The organism is Pseudomonas sp. G11 (assembly GCF_029457515.1).
In the GTDB taxonomy this organism is placed as follows: domain Bacteria; phylum Pseudomonadota; class Gammaproteobacteria; order Pseudomonadales; family Pseudomonadaceae; genus Aquipseudomonas; species Aquipseudomonas gorinensis.
In genome coordinates this window covers 231,852-246,836 of record NZ_CP120377.1, presented here as the reverse complement: position 1 = coordinate 246,836, position 14,985 = coordinate 231,852, and the positions used below count along the sequence as shown (strand labels likewise).

Below are 14,985 nucleotides of genomic sequence, written 5' to 3'. Positions count from 1 at the left end.
GGCCAAACATTTTCTTCGGCACACAGCCTTGAACAAGCCGGTGCCTACGATCAGCAGGAGTAGCAATGGATAACAAACGCAAGATCGCCCTCGCGGTAGCCGCTGTGGCAGCCCTCGGATTTGGCAGCCTTGCCTGGAACAACAGTTCCGGACAGCAGGCCGCCAGTACCGCCGAGCATGGCGCTAACGATGGCCATGGCGACGAAAAGAAAGCCGCATCTGCCGCCAAAGAGGAAGGTGATGAGGGCCATGGTGAAGAAGGCCACAGCGAGGAGGGCGGTGAAGAAGAGGGCAAGCTGACGCTCAGCGCTGAACAGATCAAGGCAGCCGGTGTTGCCCTGGAAGCTGCAGCGCCTCGTGACCTCGGTACCGTCGTGAGCTTCCCGGGCGAAATCCGCTTCGATGAAGACCGTACTGCCCACGTGGTTCCTCGTGTTCCTGGCGTTGTCGAGACTGTCCAAGCCAACCTGGGTGAGACGGTCAAAAAAGGTCAGGTCCTCGCTGTAATCGCCAGCCAGCAGATCTCTGACCTGCGCAGCGAACAACAGGCCGCACAGCGTCGCGTCGAACTGGCGCGTGTGACCTTCGAGCGCGAAAAACAGCTGTGGCAGGACAAGATTTCTGCAGAGCAAGACTACCTCCAAGCACGCCAAGCGCTGCAAGAAGCGGAGATCTCCTTGGCCAACGCCAAGCAGAAGGTCGGTGCGATCGGTGCCTCGGTTAACTCCGTTGGCGGCAATCGTTACGAACTCCGAGCTCCCTTCGACGCCGTGGTAGTGGAGAAACACCTGACCGTTGGCGAAGTTGTCAGCGAGGCAACCAACGCCTTCATCCTTTCCGACCTGAACCAGGTCTGGGCAACCTTCGCTGTACCGCCTACAGATCTGGGCAAGGTCACGACTGGTCGTGCGGTGAAAGTCTCTTCGCCTGACATGAACGTCGAGGTCGAAGGGAAGGTGGGTTATGTCGGCAGCCTGCTGGGCGAGCAAAACCGTGCAGCTACTGTCCGCGTCACCTTGACCAACCCCAACGGCGCTTGGCGTCCAGGCCTGTTCGTGAACATTGCGGTCACTTCCCAGACCGATCGCGTTGCCGTAGCGGTACCTGAGCACGCAGTGCAGACCGTTGAAGACAAACCCTCGGTATTCGTACGCACCCCAGATGGCTTTGACACCCGCCCGGTAAAACTGGGTCGCCGCGACAATGGGTACGTGGAAATCATCGACGGTATTGAAGCCGGCGCCCAGGTAGCAACCAGTGGCAGCTTCACACTCAAGTCCGAGCTCGGCAAAGCTTCTGCCGAACACGGTCACTGATGCGAACTGACAGGATGATTTCTCATGTTTGAACGTATCATCAGATTCGCCATCGAGCAGCGCATCGTAGTAATGATCGCTGTTCTGATCATGGCGGGTATCGGTATCTACAGCTATCAAAAGCTGCCCATCGATGCGGTACCCGATATCACCAACGTCCAGGTGCAGATCAACACTGCAGCGCCTGGTTATTCGCCCTTGGAAACCGAACAACGGATCACGTTTCCAGTTGAAACGGCCATGGCCGGTCTCCCGGGCCTTCAGCAGACCCGTTCCCTGTCTCGCTCTGGCCTGTCTCAGGTCACCGTGATCTTCAAGGATGGCACAGACATCTTCTTTGCCCGCCAGTTGATCAACGAGCGGCTGCAGGTTGCGAAGGAACAGCTGCCCGAAGGCGTAGAGGCCGTCATGGGTCCGGTATCTACCGGCCTCGGCGAGATCTTCCTGTGGACCGTTGAAGCCGAAGATGGCGCGGTCAAAGAGGACGGTACGCCGTACACCCCGACCGATCTGCGCGTGATCCAGGACTGGATCATCAAGCCTCAGCTGCGCAACGTGCCGGGTGTAGCCGAGATCAATACCATCGGCGGCTATGCCAAGCAGTTCCTGGTTGCGCCGGATCCTAAGCGCCTGGCTACCTACAAGCTGACCCTCAATGACCTGGTCGCAGCGTTGGAAAGTAACAACGCCAACGTCGGCGCCGGCTACATCGAGCGTAATGGTGAGCAGTTGCTCATCCGTGCGCCGGGTCAGGTAAGCAGCATCGAAGACATCGCCAACATCGTGATCACCAGCGTGGACGGTGCACCGATTCGCATCAGCAGCGTTGCTGACGTCAGCATCGGCAAAGAGCTCCGTACAGGTGCTGCTACTGAGAACGGCCGCGAAGTCGTGCTCGGTACCGTGTTCATGCTGATTGGTGAAAACAGCCGTACCGTATCTCAAGCTGTCGCCGCCAAACTGGCGGACATCAACCGCACCCTGCCAAAGGGCGTAGTGGCTGTGACCGTTTACGACCGTACCAACCTGGTTGAAAAAGCCATCGCGACGGTGAAGAAAAACCTGGTGGAAGGCGCGATCCTGGTAATCGCCATTCTGTTCCTGTTCCTCGGCAACATCCGTGCTGCACTGATCACCGCGATGGTGATTCCGCTGTCCATGCTGTTCACTTTCACAGGCATGTTCAACAACAAGGTCAGTGCCAACTTAATGAGTTTGGGGGCACTCGACTTCGGCATCATCGTCGACGGTGCCGTGGTTATTGTAGAAAACGCGATCCGTCGACTGGCTCATGCGCAGCATAAGCATGGCCGCATGCTCACCAAAACCGAACGCTTCCACGAGGTCTTTGCCGCGGCGCGAGAAGCTCGCCGGCCGCTGATCTTCGGTCAGCTGATCATCATGGTGGTGTACCTGCCGATCTTCGCCCTCACCGGCGTCGAAGGCAAAATGTTCCACCCGATGGCCTTCACCGTTGTGATGGCGCTGCTGGGTGCAATGGTCCTGTCCGTTACCTTTGTTCCTGCAGCTATTGCCATGTTCGTCACTGGCAAGGTGAAGGAAGAGGAAGGCGTGGTCATGCGCACAGCTCGACTGCGCTATGAACCGGTTCTGCAATGGGTGCTGGGACATCGGAACATCGCTTTCTCGGCCGCAGTAGCCTTGGTCGTGCTCAGTGGTGTGCTGGCAAGTCGTATGGGTAGCGAGTTCATCCCAAGCCTCAGTGAGGGTGACTTTGCGATGCAGGCCATGCGTGTGCCTGGAACGAGCCTCACTCAGTCTGTCGAGATGCAGCAGCGTCTGGAGAAAGCGGTGATTGCGCAGGTGCCTGAAGTTGAGCGGATGTTCGCACGCTCGGGTACCGCAGAAATTGCATCTGACCCGATGCCGCCGAACGCCTCTGACGCCTACATCATGCTCAAGCCTCAGGATCAGTGGCCTAACCCGAAGAAGCCTCGTGATGAGCTGATTGCTGAAGTGCAGAAGGCCGCAGCGGGTGTTCCAGGAAGCAACTACGAGTTGTCGCAGCCAATCCAACTGCGTTTCAACGAGCTGATTTCGGGCGTGCGTAGTGACGTCGCTGTGAAGGTCTTCGGCGATGACATGGACGTGCTCAACAACACCGCCAACAAGATCGCGGCAGCGCTCAAAGCGGTCCCGGGCTCATCGGAAGTGAAAGTTGAGCAGACATCCGGCCTGCCGGTGCTGACCATCAACATTGACCGCGAAAAAGCAGCACGCTACGGCCTGAACATCGCGGATGTTCAGAACTCGATCGCTATCGCCGTGGGTGGCCGTCAGGCCGGCACGCTGTATGAGGGCGACCGTCGGTTCGACATGGTAGTACGCCTACCAGAGACCGTTCGCACCGACGTAGCGGGTATGTCCAGCTTGCTGATCCCGGTACCTGCCAATGCGGCACAGGGTGCCAATCAGATCGGTTTCATCCCGCTGTCCCAGGTCGCCAATCTGGACCTGCAACTGGGCCCGAACCAAATCAGCCGCGAGAACGGCAAACGTCTGGTTATCGTCAGCGCCAACGTTCGAGGCCGCGATCTGGGGTCCTTCGTTGAGGAGGCGACCGCATCGCTGGACAAGAAGGTGCAAATCCCTGCGGGCTACTGGACGACTTGGGGGGGCCAGTTCGAGCAGCTGCAGTCGGCTGCCAAACGCCTGCAGATCGTTGTTCCAGTCGCCTTGCTGCTGGTCATGACCTTGTTGTTCCTGATGTTCAACAACCTGAAGGACGGCATGCTGGTCTTCACCGGTATTCCATTCGCACTCACCGGTGGTGTTGTGGCGTTGTGGCTGCGGGACATCCCACTGTCGATCTCGGCAGGTGTCGGCTTCATTGCACTGTCCGGCGTTGCAGTACTGAACGGCCTGGTGATGATTGCCTTCATCCGCGGGCTAAGGGAGGAGGGACGAACGCTCAGACAGGCAGTCGATGAAGGTGCATTGACCCGTCTGCGACCTGTTCTGATGACAGCCTTGGTAGCGTCCCTGGGCTTCATCCCGATGGCTTTGGCCACCGGCACCGGTGCCGAAGTTCAGCGGCCATTGGCGACGGTGGTGATTGGCGGGATCCTGTCCTCCACCGCACTGACCTTGCTGGTACTGCCTGCCCTGTATCACTGGGCACACCGCAAGGATGAAGACGGCGACGAGGCCGAAGTGGTTAGCTAACAGCCTCCGCTAAAGAGAAGCCCACAACACGTGTTGTGGGCTTTTTTGTTTAAAGTGAAGTAGATGCACTTACCTTTCAAAATTGTAAGTTTCTCGTCATGCCGGTGATGCCTATGCATTGCTAAGGTTACGCCCGAGAAGTTTTGAAATTGAGAGGGTTTTATGAAAAAGCTAATTATCGCTGCTGCACTTGTTGTTTTCTCGGTGGCTTCGCAGGCCAACACTTTCTCCGAGAGCAAGCAGCTGCAATACACCAAGGAACACCAGACCGCAGTGGCCAAGTACGCGGAGAAAAATGGCAAGCCAATGCCAGAGATTCAGGATTACAAATATGGCATGAAGATAGACGTTGCGAAATTCGTACGTCAGTCGCAGGACCCCCGTACCTGCCAGGTCTACCCACGGTTGATGACCTTCGAGGACTCCCAGGGCACGCTCAAGACTGTTCGTTACTCGATGTATTCGCAATGCATCAACAACAAGTAGTAAACGATTTGAACAGAACAATTAGAGAATTCATAAATGCCAGGCAGTGCCTGGCATTTTTTATTACGCCCGATACCCCATAGCTTCGAAATGTTAACGCCTGGGCTCGGGCAAACCGTGCAATAGATCTTAGCCAACCAACAGAGACGGCTCCCCAACTGCAGAGGGCAATTGGAAGCCTTGACCCCAGAAGGGACGAGTTATGAAGAGTTTGCTTGAACGCCCTGATGACCAAGCCGGGCATGAAGGTCATAGCCATGAGCATGGCGGCATTTTTGGAATGAACACAGAGCTGATTTTCGCGCTGATCTGTGGTGCTCTCCTGGGTGCCGGAGCTCTCGCAGGAAAACTTGGCCTGATTGATCGTCTGCCTCTGATTCTGTATGTGTCGGCCTACGTGTTCGGTGGATGGTTCACCACTAAGGAAGCGGTTACCAACATCCGTCAGAAACGCTTCGAGATCGACTCGCTGATGCTTCTCGCCGCAGTCGGTGCCGCGAGCATTGGCGCCTGGGCGGAGGGGGCTCTGCTGCTGTTCCTGTTCAGTCTGGGGCATTCCCTTGAAAGCTACGCGATGGGGCGGGCCAAGAAAGCGATTGAGGCACTGTCCAAGCTCGCACCGGCCACTGCGATCGTACGCAGAGCAAATGGCACGGCGGAAATGCCCGTGGAGCTGCTGGTTCCCGGTGACGTTGTCATCGTGCGTCCCAATGACCGCCTGCCGGCCGATGGTTTTGTAGTCGTAGGCTCCTCAAGTATCAACCAGGCGCCAGTGACTGGTGAGAGCGTCCCCGTGGACAAGCAACCTGTCGCTGATGCCGAACTCGCACGCAGCAAGCCAGATGCAGTGGATGCAGCCTCGAAAGTCTTCGCCGGCACCATCAATGGCGAAACGCTCATCGAGGTTGAGGTAACACGGCGCTCTACGGAAAGTACCTTGGCGCGGGTCATCAAGATGGTCAGTGAAGCCGAAGTCAGGAAGTCACCGACCCAGCGATTCACGGACCGCTTCCAACGCATATTCGTCCCGTTGGTTTTACTGCTGGTAGTCGGGCTGCTATTTGCCGGCATTTTCCTTGACGAGCCGTTCCGTGACTCGTTCTACCGGGCGATGGCCGTACTGGTTGCAGCCAGCCCCTGCGCGCTCGCGATCGCTACACCAAGCGCCATTCTCTCTGGCATCGCCAGGGCAGCCCGTGGTGGCGTGCTGATCAAGGGCGGTGCGCCACTTGAAGAGCTTGGCTCCTTGAATGCCATGGCATTCGACAAGACCGGTACCCTGACCGAAGGGCGCCCACGTATCACCGATGTAATACCGGTAGGTGGTACGCAAATTGAGGATTTACTAAACGTCGCCATCGCTGTGGAGTCGATGAGCGACCACCCGCTGGCTGCGGCAATTGTGCGTGACGGTGAAGAGATGATTGGTACAAGGCGCCGATTCCAAGCCAAGAACATGAGCAACATGATTGGCCGCGGCGTGCGTGCTGAGCTTGATGGGCAGTTCGTCTGGATTGGCAAGGTCGAGATGTTCGGTACCAACGGTATTCCCGCACTGAGCAAGGCAGCCTTGGAGGCTGCGGAGCGTCTGCGTCAGTCGGGCCGCACAACCATGGTGGTACGTCGTGCTGATAAGGATCTGGGCGCTATCGGGCTATTGGACACGCCCCGAGAGGGTGCCAAAGAGGCACTCCAGAAACTCAGAGAGATGGGCATCGACCGCATGGTCATGATTTCTGGGGACCACAACCGCGTTGCAGAGGCGGTAGCCAAACAAGTTGGCTTAGATGAGGCGTGGGGAGACCTGATGCCGGAAGACAAGGTCAAGGCCATCAAGAACCTGCGCCTTAGCGCCAGGGTGGCCATGGTGGGTGACGGCGTGAATGATGCCCCTGCCATGGCCAATTCGAGCGTTGGCATCGCAATGGGGGCTGCCGGATCTGATGTCGCCCTGGAAACGGCTGATATCGCGCTTATGGCTGACGACATCAGGCAACTCCCATTTGCGGTGGGGCTGAGCCGTCACACGCGATCGATCATCCGCCAGAACCTGTTCGTCAGTTTGGGGATTGTGGCCATTCTGGTTCCGTCCACCATCATGGGCTTGAGCATTGGTGCTGCTGTTGCGATCCATGAGGGCTCCACCTTGTTGGTTGTCTTCAACGCTTTGCGCCTGCTGGCCTACCGCAAAGACGCGTGATAACTCATTTGATTGGGTCGAAAAAAATCGGGGGCGCAAAAAGCGCCCCCGATTTTTTCGTCCGCTAGTGAGTAATTAGAAGACGTATTGCAGGCGGGTCACGATGGCATTGCCGCTGTCGTCGCCCACGGTATTCTCGTTGTTGTCGGTGCGGACGTTGATGTAGTTGGCACTGACTTTCACTGCCTCGTTGACGTACCAGTTCACACCAACAGTGTGGCTCTTGGCCTTGCGCTCATTCGACTGATCGGCTGCAGTAACCAGGTTGCCGTCTTCAACCTTGATGTCGTCAAAGCGGTAGAAGACTTCCCAGGCACCCAGCTCCTTATTCTCTGGCTTGATAGAGTCGAACTTGGCACCGTCAAGCTTGTAGATACGCGGCTCACCGGTCAGGGTGTAAGCCATCTGGGCGTAGTAACCGGAGGCCTTCATGTCGTTGTTGGCCTGGTCAGCTTTCAGCTTACGGCGAAGGTATTCCGCTTGCACCGAGAACGGGCCGGTGGCCCAGGCTCCTTCGAGACCCCAGACCGAATCGTCCTTCCACAGGCCATCTTGTGCAGCAGCACCGCCAAACAGCATGCGGTTGCCGTTGGTACCGAACAAGCCAGTCCTTCTTATCAAAGAAGCTCTTCTTGATCAATCTTCGAATTTCCAAAACCTGCGGATTACGTATCAGTTTCGATTTGATAACAAGATAGACATCTTTCTCCTCCAGGTCGTCCAAGAAACCCGGCACGGGTAGGATATTTCTCTCCAATTTTCGGCTGTAGTCGGGCAGTACTCCAATACACGCACCACCAACGACAAGGCCTCGTGATAGGTTGTAGCTCTTGACCCGAGTGGTACCGCCCTGATGCTCAGCCATTATCGATGCCCACTTTCGTGAGCCCGCCAAGATCTCTTCATCCCAAGGGACAACGAGCATGAAGTTGTGCAAGTCCAAGCTCTCTACTGGAAGGGTGACGCTCCTTGAGTAGCGGCTGGAAATGAACAGCGCGTGCCCAATCCGGCCGAGCCGTTCAAACCTATACGTAGGATGGCGATCAAACGCGCACTCATCATCTGGGCTCACGAAAGCGATACCCACATCGACCTCACACTCAGAAAGCATCTGCGCTGTGCACTCTGAATGGATTTCCAGCTGCATTTCGGCATGATCGCGCACGTAGGCGACTAGATCGCGGTTCACGATGTCGCTCAGTACTGGCTCTGTGATCGCGATGGTAAGCTTCGGGACCTCCTTTTCACCGGACTTGCCCAGGCCTTCAGGGCCGAAGAGTTGGCACAGGTACTGGCTGACCCTCTCGCCTGTCCGGGTCAGAGCAAGCTTGTTGTGCTTGTAGACAAACACGGGAGCACCAATGTGCTCTTCCAGTTTCTCCAAGCGTTTGCGAAGGCCTACCACTGGCACATTGAGCCCTCGGGCCGCCTGTTTGAAACTGGCACAACGTGCTGTTGCGAAAAACTCTACGGCCAGCTGATCATCAATTGGCAGATCATCCAATATGTCAGGACTGTAAGGAACAACGCTGCTTGTATATGTTTCATTTTGTGTAACCATTCGATCCCCCTTCATTCGGGGAATCTAGCTCAATGTCGTCTGACATTTCCTTATCTTGACAACATTGTAATGCACAGGTCATGCGTGCGTTATTGGCAGGCCTTTATTTCAAAAGCGTAATCCTCAGGCAATCCCTTTGATATTGTAGCGTGCTAGCCTAGTGCGCCAACTCATTACTTATCATATATAGATTCGGCTAATTACGCATTTACATTTAGTTCACTATTTTTTCACCTTTGCCTCCATAGGCTTTGGGCATGGAAAATCAAAACCCACCTCTTATTACCTTACTAATTCGTTATCTGGGGATCGGCTTCATAGCAACGGGAATCCATTACGTGGTGTTCCTAGTGCTGGTTACGACAGAATTCGCTACTCCGTTGCTGGCCAGTATCTCTGGCGGCATGGTTGGCGCAATCGCAAGCTTTATTGGAAATAGGGCGCTCTGTTTTGTGGCAGATGGCTCTCGTAAGTTTCAGCCTGTCAGGTTTGCACTGGTCGCGTTAGCCACAAACTTCGGCAATGGCGTGGGTATGTGGTTCCTCATCAAGTCGAATCTGTCACCGCTCATCTCCCAAATCGTAGTGACCTTAAGCCTCACTGCACTTGGATTCATTGCACATCGTTTTTGGACATTCAATCATGCAGACATTACATCGCTTTCCCGAGCGCCCTGATCCCTTGTTAACCATCGTGGTCCCTTGTTTCCAGGAAGAGGAAACCATCCCCGAGTTCCACCAGCGCATCACCCGCGTGGTGAAGCGCTTGCCCGTCTCCTGCGAAATCCTCTATGTCGACGATGGCAGTAATGACCGGACGGCCGACATTCTTCGCCACTATCAGGATGGGTCATCTGTACGTTGCCTGTCCCTGAGTCGCAACTTCGGCAAAGAGGCTGCACTGAGCGCCGGGATAGACCATGCCCGTGGCAGTGCGCTGATCTTCATTGATGTCGACCTGCAGGACCCACCAGAGCTCATCGCGGCCATGGTGGACTACTGGCAACGCGGCTACGACGTGGTGAACATGCAGCGCAACCTGAGAATCGGTGATTCGTGGTTCAAGCGCATGAGTGCCCGGGCTTACTACTGGGTCATGCAGCGCCTGGTGGAGAAGGTGGACATGCCGGCCGATGTCAGCGATTTCCGATTGATTGGGCCTGCGCCGCTGGCAGCCCTGCGGGCCCTGGATGAACGCTCCAGGATTCTCAAAGGAATGATCGGCTGGGTAGGCTTTCGTACCATCGAACTGCCCTACAATCGCACTGTTCGCCATGCCGGGAGCACCAAATGGAATGCAGCTGGCCTGTTCAATCTGGCCATCGAGAGCATCGTCAGCTTCTCTCGCAAACCACTGCGCATTTTCAGCCTCATCAGTTTCGGTCTTTTCGTCTCCAGCATCTGCTACATGCTTGCGTCGCTTGTGGCAGGCAGTTTCGACATCCATCACCTGATCGTCGGAATGGCTTCATTCATGTGCGTTGGTGTCGCCATGGTGGGGGAGTACCTGGGCGTGACACTCGCGGAAGTGAAGCGCCGGCCTCTCTATTTCCTGAAGCACAGCAACAAGGCAGATCCCGTGTCACTCCACCCTTCGATGGCTTCGATCGAGGGTAAGAAATGCTGAACCTGAAGAAGGAGAGGACGCTGTGGTGGATCCTGGGTTCGATTTTGCTATTGCGTTTGGTGGGGCTGGGCATCTACCCGCTGATGGACACATCTGAGGCCCGCTACGCTGAAATGGCTCGCAAGATGGTCGAGTTGAATGATTGGATCACGCCCATGTTCGACTACGGGGTACCGTTCTGGGGCAAGCCTCCGTTGTCCTTCTGGACCCAGGCCGCGAGCATGACGGTCTTCGGCGTTAACGAGTTCGCTGCGCGCTTCCCAGCGTGGCTACTCCACCTGGCAAGCTGTTTCATCATCATCAAACTCGGCACGCAGCAGATTTCTCGTAACGCCGGCATCTGGGCTGCCATTATTTTTTCCAGCACCACACTTGGCCTGGTCTCCAGCGGTGTTGTGCTGACTGACCCTGTTTTGTCGTTTTCGATTCTGCTGGCCAGCTACGGTTTCTGGCGTTGGATGAAGTACGCCAGCAAGGCGGATGCCTACCTGATGTTCGCAGGTCTCGGGCTGGGCTTGCTTGCCAAAGGGCCGCTGACCCTGGTGCTTATGGGGGCGCCGGCATTTGCCTGGTTCGTTATCTACAAGGAATGGGGACGGGTACTGAGGCTTCCCTGGATTAGCGGCCTTGTACTCATGTTCGGTATATCCGTGCCATGGTATGTCGCGGCCGAGATGAAAACGCCCGGCTTCATGGAGTACTTCTTCGTTGGTGAGCACTGGAGCCGCTACGTCGTCAGTAACTGGGCAGGGGACCTCTATGGTAGTGCTCATGCCAAGCCGTACGGCAGCATCTGGATCCAGCTCGGATTGTCGCTACTGCCATGGGCCTTGTTTCTACCACTGTTGATCCGCAAGCGTGGATCGATGCAGCGCTTCGAAGCCTACCTCTGGCTGTGGGCCTTGGCGACACCGGTCTTCTTCACATTTGCAGGCAACATTCTGTGGACCTACCTGCTACCCGCGCTGCCAGCGTGGGCATTGCTGCTGTCTGCACGGGTCAGCGAAGTTGGCCCGAAGACCACCTGGGCTGCCGCTGCGAGCGCATTGGTGTTGCCAATCATCGGTGCGGGCATCATCTACGCCGGGGTACTAGAGGAGCGCCCTCAAAATCAGCGAGATGTGGTTCAAGCCTGGCTCAATGTGCAGTCTGCTCATTCCGCTCCCTTGATCTATCCTGGCCGCCGCTCATACTCGTCGGAGTTTTACAGCAGCGGGAAGTCCGAGAACATCAAGGATCCTGCCAAGTGGCCGCGGGATGGCTCGTTCTACCTGTCCAGGCGCTTGAGAGATAGCAAGGATGGAATGCCTGTTGATCTGGCTTGCACAGCGATCACGGAAGCGAACGCTAGCCAGCTCCTGCTGTGCCATTGGAAACGCACCGAACAAGGTGCCGAGGGTCTGGCTGGAGAAAGCAATGTGGGAACGCTTCGCAAGAACGAAGGCTAAATTCCATGCACAAAAAAGCCAGGTTTTACCCTGGCTTTTTTGTCGATTGCTTTCGTCATTTGAAGTCCTATTTAACCGCCGATTAATTGTCGGCTTGTTCCTTACCATCCTTGCTTTCTTTCTTTTGCTCTTGAGCGACTTGTTGTTTGTTCTGGTCCGAAGAGTCATCGCTCCATAGGCGAGCCTGTTCGGTTCGGAAGTTCTCGTTGAACTGTTTCGCTCGCTCGAAGCCGCCTTCAGCGTAAGCGGTACCCATGAGACCCAGCAGCAGGCTGCCAATAGCGATAGATTTGACAAATTTCATTGTGAACCTCGGTTCATACTAGGCCTGCCTGATTAGCGGCCTTTGTTGGTTTGTAGTTTAGGAACGCGAAGCTAACGACAAGGTGAGTCAATAATTACAATTCCGTAATTTTGGCTGCAGATAGGATGCGTTAAATCTTCAAATCTGGAAGGATCATGTCTATCTCGGCACTGTCGAGGGCGACTTCGAATTTTCTCTTAAATTACAATTTTGATATCTAGCGCGTTAATTCAGCGCGGCGTTGTTGGCCGCCCTAGGAGATAGCCATGAATGACATAGAGCCCTGGGCAGTTGCTATCGGTGACTTTCGCCGCTGCACTGAAAAACTCACTGTCCAGCTCGATGAGCTGACCTCGCAGACGCGCACCTCCAGCGCTTGTTGGCGCTGATTTAAAACTGACCCACCCTGCCGATTGAAAATTGACCCAGGACGGATTGCTGATTTTTGCCCCAGCAATTGTGGATAAGCTTAGCAGCAGTGTTCCGATTCAAGACCATCAAGCCCCACCGCAAGCGGCAGGGCATTTATGGTGCGGATCAAAATGGCTCATCGTCCTCGACATCATCTCCGTCCTTGCGCTTTCGTTCCCGTGACTTGATCTTTGTCTGCGCGGCCAAGGTGCTGTGTTGTAGTCGGTAGGACTCGTTGCCCGTTTCGACGATGTGGCAGTGGTGTGTCAGCCGATCCAGCAACGCGGTGGTCATCTTGGCGTCGCCAAACACACTCGACCATTCCGAGAAGCTCAGGTTGGTGGTGATGACCACGCTGGTGTGTTCGTACAGTTTGGACAGCAGGTGAAATAACAGGGCACCGCCGCTTTGACTGAAGGGCAAATACCCCAGCTCATCCAGTATCACCAGGTCTGTTCGTAGCAGTCCCTGGGCGATTCGCCCTGCCTTGCCATCGTACTTCTCACGCTCCAGCAGATTCACCAGATCCACCGTGGAAAAGAAGCGCACGCGTTTGTTGTGGGCCGTGATTCCGGATACAGCCAAGGCACTGGCCAGGTGTGTTTTCCCGGTTCCAGGGCCGCCGATGAACACGACATTCTGCGCGGTTTCAGTGAACGCTAAGCTGGATAGATCGCTGACCAGCCGGGCATCAGCGCTGGAAGCGCTGAAGTCAAAGCCAGCTAAGTCACGGTGCATGGGGAGTTTTGCCATGTTCATCTGATGATTCACCGAGCGTACCGCGCGATCCGCATGTTCCTGCTGAAGCAGATGTTCCAGCAGCCATTTCGATGAAGCCGTCGACGCTGTTCCTTGAGAGACCAGTTCTTCCCAAGCACTGGCCATGCCGTGCAGGCGAAGTTCTTTGAGTTCAGTCATTAGGTCACGCATTGCGATTCTCCTCATCGGTCGCACGGAGCCGGTCGTAGCGTGCCGTATTGGCAACAGGCGCGACCTTGAGTTGCAGGCTGGTTTCTACACAGGGAGGTGGTGTGGTGGAGGTCAGGCGGGCAACGACATTGAGGATGTGATCGGCGCTCAGACTTCCCGATTCAAGTACCAGCTCCACCGCCACCAGCACTGGTTCGAGACCCGCAATTGGCACAGCAGCCAGTACCTGCATCATGATTCGATCACCGTTGGTGTGACGCCTCAGTCCTCGTTTGAGAAGCCGTAACGGTTTTGGCAAATCAGCAAATGGCGCGCCGTTGCGCAATGCACCAGGCTTGCGTTCGATGAGTGGGATGTAGTGCTGCCAGTCAAAACTGACCTGATCTCGATCAAAGAGGCGCTCGTGACTGGCGATCACCGTTTCGTCGGCAATGACCACGATCCGCGAAGGGTACAAACGGCTGCTGACCCACTGGCCGACTCTCTCACATGGCACTGAATAGCGATTTCGCGCCACGCTGATCAGACAGGTGCTGGAGACCCGCACGGTACGCTCGACGTAGCCATCAAATACCGTCGGCATTGGCATCATTTCGACCTGCTCCAGCTCCAAGACCTCGGCCACCGTCAGCCCGTTGTACTGCGGATGCACCAGTTCGCTCCAGAGCGACCGGCAACGTTGGCCGAGCCAGACATTCAGCTCCTCAAAGGTATGGAACATGCAATTTTGAGCATCGAGCCAGATTCGCCTCCGGCTGTCCTGCACGTTCTTTTCGACGATGCCTTTCTCCCAGCCAGAGGCCACGTTGCAGAAGTCCGGATCGAACAGATAGTGCGCGCACATCACGGAAAACCGGGCGTTGACCGTGCGGCCTTTACCTTTGTTGACCTTGTCGACAGCCGTTTTCATGTTGTCGTAGATGCCGCGACGTGGCACGCCACCCAACGCTCCAAACGAGCGCGTATGGGCATCAAATAGCATCTCGTGGCCTTGGCTGGGGTACGCAACCAACCAGAATGCGCGGCTGGCGCACAGCTTCATGTGGGAGACCTGGACACGTCGAAAAAGACCACCGATCAGCAGACCTTCTTCGCTCCAGTCAAATTGAAAGGCCTCACCGAGAGCAAACGTCAGCGGTACAAAAGCGCGTAAAGACTTGCCTTGCTCCCCTCGCCAAGAGCGGACAAACGCCGTGAGCTGGCTGTAGCCGCCGTCGTAACCCTCGGCCTTGATCTGCTCGAAAAGCGCTTTGGCGCTCCTGCGGTTGTGTCTTGGCCGGAACGAATCGGCCTTGAGCGCCTGCTCCAGGGTCTCGTGAAAAGGGCTGAGCTTATTGAAGGTTGCGCACCGTTGGTACGCTGGCTGAGTGGCTTCGGGCGCTCTGACCCATTTTCGGATGGTGTTTCTCGACAGCCCGGTACGCTTGGCTATCTGATGCAGCGAGAGCTTGTCGCGGAAGTACATCCGCCGGATTTTTCCCAACATTTCCATGCTGATCACCCTGTGTTCTCCTGCT

11 protein-coding genes and 2 pseudogenes are annotated in these 14,985 nt (G+C 56.0%); 8 read left to right on the top strand and 5 right to left on the bottom strand.

All coding sequences use genetic code 11. The annotated features are described in order from the left end of the window. Window positions 1-65 precede the first annotated feature (65 nt). The 4 genes from P2T68_RS01050 to P2T68_RS01035 all read left to right on the top strand — a co-directional run bounded on the left by P2T68_RS01050 (window position 66) and on the right by P2T68_RS01035 (window position 7,188). Window positions 66-1,316, top strand: a complete 1,251-nt coding sequence (locus P2T68_RS01050; RefSeq protein ID WP_169912137.1) for an efflux RND transporter periplasmic adaptor subunit — start codon at window positions 66-68, stop codon at window positions 1,314-1,316. Between the two features lie 24 nt (window positions 1,317-1,340). Then, window positions 1,341-4,502, top strand: a complete 3,162-nt coding sequence (locus P2T68_RS01045; protein WP_216891571.1) for a CusA/CzcA family heavy metal efflux RND transporter — start codon at window positions 1,341-1,343, stop codon at window positions 4,500-4,502. 162 nt (window positions 4,503-4,664) lie between these two features. After that, window positions 4,665-4,988, top strand: a complete 324-nt coding sequence (locus P2T68_RS01040; protein ID WP_003253432.1) for a DUF2790 domain-containing protein — start codon at window positions 4,665-4,667, stop codon at window positions 4,986-4,988. Window positions 4,989-5,190: 202 nt separating this feature from the next. After that, the gene (locus P2T68_RS01035) at window positions 5,191-7,188 is read left to right on the top strand and encodes a heavy metal translocating P-type ATPase (protein ID WP_169912135.1); all 1,998 of its coding nucleotides are present in this window, start codon (window positions 5,191-5,193) and stop codon (window positions 7,186-7,188) included. A gap of 75 nt (window positions 7,189-7,263) precedes the next feature. Here the strand turns inward: P2T68_RS01035 and P2T68_RS01030 are convergent. Together P2T68_RS01030 and P2T68_RS01025 are read right to left on the bottom strand one after the other, a co-directional pair. Beyond that, window positions 7,264-7,785, bottom strand: a pseudogene (locus tag P2T68_RS01030) (porin); the annotation flags it as partial. Window positions 7,786-7,828: 43 nt separating this feature from the next. Further along, window positions 7,829-8,749 (bottom strand): annotated as a pseudogene (locus tag P2T68_RS01025) (LysR family transcriptional regulator); the annotation flags it as partial. A 257-nt stretch (window positions 8,750-9,006) separates the two neighbouring features. Here P2T68_RS01025 and P2T68_RS01020 point away from each other — a divergent pair. Genes P2T68_RS01020 through P2T68_RS01010 form a run of 3 tightly spaced genes read left to right on the top strand, consistent with a single transcriptional unit; the run spans window position 9,007 to window position 11,823 of the window. Beyond that, complete coding sequence (locus P2T68_RS01020) at window positions 9,007-9,426, top strand: GtrA family protein (protein WP_169912133.1); 420 nt, start codon at window positions 9,007-9,009, stop codon at window positions 9,424-9,426. Continuing rightward, entirely contained in the window at window positions 9,392-10,375 is a 984-nt protein-coding gene (locus tag P2T68_RS01015) for a glycosyltransferase family 2 protein (RefSeq protein ID WP_010951445.1), read from the top strand. Before P2T68_RS01020 ends, P2T68_RS01015 begins: the two co-directional genes overlap by 35 nt. Continuing rightward, entirely contained in the window at window positions 10,369-11,823 is a 1,455-nt protein-coding gene (locus P2T68_RS01010) for a glycosyltransferase family 39 protein (protein WP_169912132.1), read from the top strand. The genes P2T68_RS01015 and P2T68_RS01010 overlap by 7 nt, the downstream gene beginning before the upstream one ends. A gap of 82 nt (window positions 11,824-11,905) precedes the next feature. Here the strand turns inward: P2T68_RS01010 and P2T68_RS01005 are convergent, their stop codons facing one another. After that, window positions 11,906-12,127 carry a hypothetical protein gene (locus P2T68_RS01005; RefSeq protein ID WP_003253450.1) on the bottom strand — a complete coding sequence of 74 codons (222 nt, stop codon included), beginning with the start codon at window positions 12,125-12,127 and terminating at the stop codon, window positions 11,906-11,908. Between the two features lie 266 nt (window positions 12,128-12,393). Here P2T68_RS01005 and P2T68_RS01000 point away from each other — a divergent pair, with 266 nt between their 5' ends. After that, on the top strand, window positions 12,394-12,516 hold the full coding sequence (locus tag P2T68_RS01000; protein WP_277378917.1) for a hypothetical protein: 123 nt from the start codon (window positions 12,394-12,396) through the stop codon (window positions 12,514-12,516). 148 nt (window positions 12,517-12,664) lie between these two features. Here the strand turns inward: P2T68_RS01000 and istB are convergent, their stop codons facing one another. Then, window positions 12,665-13,468, bottom strand: coding sequence for an IS21-like element ISPsy20 family helper ATPase IstB (gene istB / locus P2T68_RS00995; RefSeq protein WP_029241171.1), 804 nt, complete (start codon window positions 13,466-13,468; stop codon window positions 12,665-12,667). After that, entirely contained in the window at window positions 13,461-14,960 is a 1,500-nt protein-coding gene (istA, locus tag P2T68_RS00990; protein ID WP_115129398.1) for an IS21 family transposase, read from the bottom strand. Before istA ends, istB begins: the two co-directional genes overlap by 8 nt. Between the last annotated feature and the right edge of the window lie 25 nt (window positions 14,961-14,985).

Excerpts from the sequence above, each read along its gene's own strand:
- istB (WP_029241171.1), bottom strand. The coding sequence starts at position 13,468 with ATGCGTGACCTAATGACTGAACTCAAAGAACTTCGCCTGCACGGCATG.
- P2T68_RS01020 (WP_169912133.1), top strand. The coding sequence starts at position 9,007 with ATGGAAAATCAAAACCCACCTCTTATTACCTTACTAATTCGTTATCTG.
- P2T68_RS01035 (WP_169912135.1), top strand. The coding sequence starts at position 5,191 with ATGAAGAGTTTGCTTGAACGCCCTGATGACCAAGCCGGGCATGAAGGT.
- istA (WP_115129398.1), bottom strand. The coding sequence starts at position 14,960 with ATGGAAATGTTGGGAAAAATCCGGCGGATGTACTTCCGCGACAAGCTC.
- P2T68_RS01040 (WP_003253432.1), top strand. The coding sequence starts at position 4,665 with ATGAAAAAGCTAATTATCGCTGCTGCACTTGTTGTTTTCTCGGTGGCT.
- P2T68_RS01005 (WP_003253450.1), bottom strand. The coding sequence starts at position 12,127 with ATGAAATTTGTCAAATCTATCGCTATTGGCAGCCTGCTGCTGGGTCTC.
- P2T68_RS01010 (WP_169912132.1), top strand. The coding sequence starts at position 10,369 with ATGCTGAACCTGAAGAAGGAGAGGACGCTGTGGTGGATCCTGGGTTCG.
- P2T68_RS01015 (WP_010951445.1), top strand. The coding sequence starts at position 9,392 with ATGCAGACATTACATCGCTTTCCCGAGCGCCCTGATCCCTTGTTAACC.
- P2T68_RS01050 (WP_169912137.1), top strand. The coding sequence starts at position 66 with ATGGATAACAAACGCAAGATCGCCCTCGCGGTAGCCGCTGTGGCAGCC.
- P2T68_RS01045 (WP_216891571.1), top strand. The coding sequence starts at position 1,341 with ATGTTTGAACGTATCATCAGATTCGCCATCGAGCAGCGCATCGTAGTA.
- P2T68_RS01000 (WP_277378917.1), top strand. The coding sequence starts at position 12,394 with ATGAATGACATAGAGCCCTGGGCAGTTGCTATCGGTGACTTTCGCCGC.